The organism is Spirillospora sp. NPDC046719, assembly GCF_040645715.1.
Classification (GTDB): domain Bacteria; phylum Actinomycetota; class Actinomycetes; order Streptosporangiales; family Streptosporangiaceae; genus Spirillospora.
On sequence record NZ_JBEYYT010000522.1, the window covers coordinates 1 to 5,713 of the forward strand.

The window sequence follows — 5,713 nt, forward strand, 5'->3', positions numbered from 1 at the left end:
CGAGGCGGGCCGGCGCGCCGCGCTCGGCGACCTGATCATGTCGCTGCGGGCCGCGGCGACGCCCGGCGCCCGGACGTTCCTGCGCGCGCTCGCCGCGATCGGCCCGTCCGTCGGGCGCACCGCCGCGGGCAAGGCGGCGGACGCGCTGCGCGATCTCCCGGCGGCGCCGTGGGAGGGCTCGCTCGGCCGCGTCGTCCCCGGGCAGGCGTGGCTGATCCAGGAGGGCCCGCTGGACGGCGACCGGCTGGTGTGCGAGTTCCGCTACGAGGACGCGGGCACGGCGGGCATGCACGCGCTGGCGGTCCGGCTGTCCTACGGCGACTCCCCCACCGAGGTCGTGATCGTCGGTGACGTCCCGGCGCTGATGACGGCGGCGCGGCAGGCGATGCAGGCCGAGCTGTGCGTCGTCCAGCCCTACGACGCGGCGGCCGTGGGCGAGCGGCTCCGCACCGCGCTGAACGGCGCGGAACCGCTGCCCGAGGCGTGCTACCCGGCCCTGGCCCTGGCCCGGCACCGCGCCGAACTGCTCGGCCGCGCCCGCTAGCGCGCTGGAGGCAGGGCGCCTGAGGCAGGGCGCCGGGGGCGCTAGCGGCCGAGCGCGCGGTGGCGGCGGACGGCCAGCGGGAAGAACACCGCCGTGATCGCCAGCGGCCACGCGACCGCGAGCAGCGCGCTGTGCCCGGCCGCCCACGAGCCGCTCGACAGCGCGTCCCGCGACGGGTCGCCGAACAGGTCGCGGCACGCGGTGACGGTCGCCGACATCGGGTTCCACTCGGCGACCGCGCCGAGCCAGGCCGGCATGGTGCTCGGCGCGACGAGCGCGCTGGACAGGAACCCGACCGGCCACACCAGGATCTGGATCATCATGACCGACTCGGGGCCCTTGGCGACCAGGCCGAGGTAGATCCCGACCCAGACCAGCGCGAACCGCAGGAGCAGCAGCAGGCCGAGGCCCGCGAGCGCCGCGCCGGCCCCGCCGTGCACGCGCCAGCCGATCAGCACACCGCACACCGCCATGACCGCGAGCACGAGGAGCGCGTCGGCCAGGTCGGCGGCGCCGCGCCCGACGACGACGGCCGACGGCGCCATCGGCATGGCCCGGAACCGGTCGGAGACGCCCCGGGCGGCGTCGACGGCGATCGCGGTGAAGGTGCTCTCGATGCCGAACACCATCGTCATGGCGAACATGCCGGGGACGATGAACGCCCGGTAGTCCCCGCCGGGGACGTCCATCTGGCCGCCGAACAGGTAGCCCATCATCAGCACGACCATCACCGGGAACAGCAGGCTCATGGCGAGCTGCTCGGGGCGCTTCGCCCAGTGCGCGAGGGCGCGCAGGGTGAGCGTCCAGCCGTCGGCGGCCGCCCAGCGCAGCCGCCCGAGCGGGGTGCGCGGGACCTGCGGGACGTACAGGGGCGCCGTCACGCGGAGACCTCCTCGTCGTCGTGCGCCGGCTCGTCGCGGGCCGGCCCTTCGGATCCTGCGGCGGGGCCGCCGGTGAGGTGCAGGAACACCTCGTCCAGGGTGGGGCGGCGCACACCGATGTCGGCGACCCGCACGCCCGCCTCGTCCAGCGCGCGGACGGCGCCGGTGAGCGCGGCGACCGGGTCGGCGACGGGCGCGCCGACCGCCAGGGCGCCGGCGTCCACCTCCGGTTCGGCGCCGGACACCCGGCCGGCGATCGCGGCGGCGGCGCCGAGCGCGCCGGGGTCCTCGACGACGATCCGCAGCCGGTCGCCGCCGAGCCGGGACTTCAGCCGGTCCGGCGCGCCCTCGGCGATCACCCGGCCGCGGTCGATCACCGACACGGCGTCGGCGAGCCGGTCGGCCTCCTCCAGGTACTGCGTGGTGAGGACGACGGTGGTGCCGCCGCCCGCGAGCGCGCGGACCGCGTCCCACACCTCGATGCGGCTGCGCGGGTCGAGGCCGGTGGTGGGCTCGTCGAGGAACAGCACGGCGGGCGCGAGGATCATCCCGGCGGCGAGGTCGAGGCGCCGCCGCATGCCGCCGGAGTACGTCCCGGCGGGGCGGTCGGCGGCGTCGGCGAGCCGGAACCGCTCCAGCAGCTCGTCCGCCCGCCGCCGCGCCCCGCGGACGCCGAGGTGGTGGAGGCGGCCGAACATGACGAGGTTCTGCCGGCCGGTGAGCACCTCGTCGACGGCGGCGTGCTGCCCGACGAGGCCGATCCGGGTCCGGACCAGCTCGGGGGCCCGGACGACGTCGTGCCCGGCGACGGCGGCGCGGCCCCCGTCCGGGCGGGCGAGCGTGGTGAGGACGCGCACGCAGGTGGTCTTGCCCGCGCCGTTGGGGCCGAGCAGGCCGTGCACGGTGCCGGCGGGCACCCGCAGGTCCAGCCCGTCCAGGGCGGCGGTCCCGCCGTAGGTCTTGCGCAGTCCGGCCGCGTCGACCGCGGCCCATTGCTCTGTCATGGGTCTCCCGAAACTCCGTACGCAATACGGATTAACCATCGCGGAGACTATAACGTACGTCGTACAGAGTTTCATCCCTGGGAGGATGCGGGCGTGACGACCGAGTACAGCGGGGGCGGTGACCCGCGGCGCAGCCTGGAGCTCCTGTGGGGCGTGCCCGACCGGCCCAAGCGCGGCCCCAAGCCCAAGCTCAGCGCCGAGCGCATCGTCCGCACCGCGATCGCCCTGGCCGACGCCGAGGGGCTGGACGCGCTGTCCATGCGCCGCATCGCCGACGAGCTCGGCGTCGCGCCGATGTCGATCTACACCTACGTCCCCGGGAAGGCCGAGCTGATCGACGTCATGCTCGACCGCGCCATGGCCGAGCTCACCCCCGCCGACGGCGTGCCGGGCGGCTGGCGGGCCAGGCTCGAGCACATCGCCCGCGACAACTGGGACCTCTACCACCGCCACCCCTGGCTGCTGCACGTCGCCGCCGTCCGCCCGCCCATGGGCCCCGCCGTGTTCGCCAAGTACGAGGCCGAACTGCGCGCCGTCGACGGCATCGGCCTCACCGACCTGGAGATGGACTCCGTCGTCGCGCTCGTCACCGGCTTCGCCGAGAGCTCGGCGCGCGTCTCGGTCAACGCCGCCGAGGCCGAGCGGCGCAGCGGCATGACCGACGCCCAGTGGTGGGAGGCCCTCGCGCCGCTGCTGGAGGAGATCGACACCGGCGGGCAGGACTATCCGCTCAGCTCCCGCGTCGGCACCGCCGCCGGGATGGAGCACAACGCCGCCGTCGCGCCCGCGCACGCCTTCGAGTTCGGCCTCGCGCGCATCCTCGACGGCATCGAGGTCCTTGTGGCCTCCCGCGCCTGACCTCGGCGGCGCAGGCCGGGTCCCCGGCGGCGGTGCTGGGCGCGGGGCTCAGCGGCGGGGGTTGGTGCGGCGGGTCGGCGCCGCCGTGGTGGGGTCCTCGGGCCAGGGATGCTTGGGGTAGCGGCCGCGCAGCTCCGCCCGGACGGCCTTGTAGCCCTCGCGCCAGAACGTCGCGAGGTCCGCGGTGACGGCCGCCGGACGGCCCGCCGGCGACAGCAGGTGCACCACCAGCGGCACCCGCCCGCCCGCGAGCCGGGGCGCCGCGTCCCAGCCGAACAGCTCCTGCAGCTTGACCGCCAGCACCGGCCGCTCGCCGCCGTAGTCCACCCGGATCCGCGACCCCGACGGCACCTCGATCCGCTCCGGCGCGTACTCGTCCAGCCGCGACGCCGCCTCCCACGGCAGCAGCCCCCGCAGCATCGCCGCCACGTCGACCCGCCGCAGGTCCGACCGCCGCCGCGCGCCCGCCAGCCACTCGGGCGCGCGGTCCAGCAGCGCCGCGTCGCCGACCGCCGGCCACGGGTCGCCGAGCGCGCCGTGCAGGAACGCCAGCCGCTCCCGCAGCGCGACGGCCGCCGGAGTCCAGTCCAGCAGCCCGAGACCCTCGGCCCGCACGCCGTCCAGCAGCGCCGCCCGCACCAGCTCCGGGTCGGGGTCGCGCAGCGGCCGCGCGTCCAGCTCGATCGCGCCGAGCCGCTCGACCTGCCGCGCCACCACGTCCCCGTCCCGCCAGGCCACCTCGTCCGCCGTCTCCAGCAGGGGCGCGGCCGCGGCCCGGGCCACGTCCTCGTCGATCACGACGGCCTGCCGCACCCGCGCCGACGCCGACCCCGCCGGGCGGTCGGCCGCCGCCACCGCCAGCCACCGCGCCCGCGCACCGGCCAGCGCCGACCCGTCCGCGAGCACCGCCCCGGTCCCGGACGCCATCAGGTACCCGCCGCCAACCGGCCGCGCCCGCGCCACCCGCTCCGGGAACGCCAGCGCCACCACGCTCCCCGCCACCAGGTCGTCGCCGCCGCGCGCGGGCTCGCCGGGACGGTCCGGACGGTCCGCCGCCGCGGGCAGGGACCTGGCGAGGCGGCGGGTCTCATCGCGCCAGCGGGCGGCGTGGCCGTCGGCGGGCCGGGACCGGCGCCGCAGCGCGCGCCAGGCCGCGGTGAGGTCGTCGCCGGCCGCGCGGGGCGGCGGCTCGGACAGCAGCGCGACGATCTGGGCCGCGTCGCGCGCGCCGACCTCGCGGGCCCCGTCGAGCAGGGCGCGGGCCAGCCGGGGGTGCAGGCCGACGCTCGCCAGCAGCCGCCCGCGCGGGGTGACCCGCCCGTCGCGGACGGCGCCGAGGGCGTGCAGGACGGCGCGGGCGGCGTCCATCGCGGCGGCGGGCGGCGGATCGGGAAGGGCGAGTCCGCTCGCGTCCGGGTCGCCCCAGCACGCGGCCTGGAGCGCGAAGCCGGCGAGGTCGGCCAGCTCGATCTCCGGGCGGGGGCGGGCGGGCAGCCGGTCGTGCTCGGCCCGCGTCCAGCACCGGTAGACGGTGCCGGGCGCCTCACGCCCGGCGCGGCCCGCGCGCTGCTCGGCGGTGGCGCGGGACGCGCGGACGGTGGTGAGCGCGCCGAGCCCGCGGGCGTGGTCGGTGCGCGGCTCGCGGGCCAGGCCCCCGTCCACGACGATCCGCACCCCGGGGACGGTGAGGCTGGACTCGGCGACGGAGGTCGCGAGGACGACGCGGCGCCCCGTGCCGGGCGCGAGGACGGCGTCCTGCACCGCCTGCGGCGCCTGCCCGTGCACCTGCAGCACCTCGGCGGGGACGCCGCCGAGCTGCCCGGCGACGCGGCCGATCTCCCCCACGCCGGGCAGGAAGCACAGCAGGTCGCCGTCGCGTTCGGCGAGCGCGAGTCGGACGGTCGCGGCGACGTGCGCGAGGAGCGCGGGGTCGACGCGCATGCCGTGCGGCGGCGGGACGGGGCGCGGCGGCGGCGCCCACACGACGCCGACGGGGTGCAGCGCGGCCTCGGTCTCCACCACCGGCACGGGGCCGTCGCCGCCGCCGAGGAGCCGGGCCCACGGGCCGGTGTCGGCGGTCGCGGACGCGGCGACCAGGCGCAGGTCGGGGCGGAGGGCCGCGCGGACGTCCAGCAGGAACGCCAGCGCGGTGTCGGCGTCGAGGTGCCGCTCGTGGCACTCGTCGAGGATCACCGTGCCCACGCCGTCGAGGTCGGGATCGTCCTGCAGGCGCTGGAGCAGCACGCCCGTGGTGACGACGTCGACGCGGGAGCCGGGCTTGGACTCTCCCCGGACGATCACGCCGACGCTGCCGCCGACGCGCTCGCCGAGCAGCCACGCCATGCGGCGGGCCGCGGCGCGGGCGGCGAGCCGGCGCGGTTCCAGCACGAGGACCTTGCCCGCCGGCCCCGGGGCCGCTTCGTGGC

General features: G+C 78.1%; 5 protein-coding genes. 2 read left to right on the forward strand and 3 right to left on the reverse strand.

Annotated features, from left to right (window positions below):
* Positions 1 to 544: hypothetical protein (locus ABZ914_RS44870; protein WP_500200808.1), on the forward strand; the 544-nt coding region annotated here is incomplete at its 5' end.
* A 41-nt stretch (positions 545 to 585) separates the two neighbouring features.
* Here the strand turns inward: ABZ914_RS44870 and ABZ914_RS44875 are convergent.
* Positions 586 to 1,425 (reverse strand): ABC transporter permease, encoded by an 840-nt coding sequence (locus ABZ914_RS44875; protein WP_500200809.1) that lies wholly within the window; start codon positions 1,423 to 1,425, stop codon positions 586 to 588.
* Positions 1,422 to 2,429, reverse strand: coding sequence for an ATP-binding cassette domain-containing protein (locus ABZ914_RS44880; RefSeq protein ID WP_500200810.1), 1,008 nt, complete (start codon positions 2,427 to 2,429; stop codon positions 1,422 to 1,424). The genes ABZ914_RS44875 and ABZ914_RS44880 overlap by 4 nt, the downstream gene beginning before the upstream one ends.
* A gap of 93 nt (positions 2,430 to 2,522) precedes the next feature.
* Between ABZ914_RS44880 and ABZ914_RS44885 the strand changes: the two genes are divergently transcribed.
* Complete coding sequence (locus ABZ914_RS44885; RefSeq protein ID WP_190863699.1) at positions 2,523 to 3,287, forward strand: TetR/AcrR family transcriptional regulator C-terminal domain-containing protein; 765 nt, start codon at positions 2,523 to 2,525, stop codon at positions 3,285 to 3,287.
* 48 nt (positions 3,288 to 3,335) lie between these two features.
* On the opposite strand, the gene hrpB is transcribed toward ABZ914_RS44885, so the two are convergent.
* Positions 3,336 to 5,713: ATP-dependent helicase HrpB (hrpB, locus tag ABZ914_RS44890; RefSeq protein ID WP_500200811.1), on the reverse strand; the 2,378-nt coding region annotated here is incomplete at its 5' end.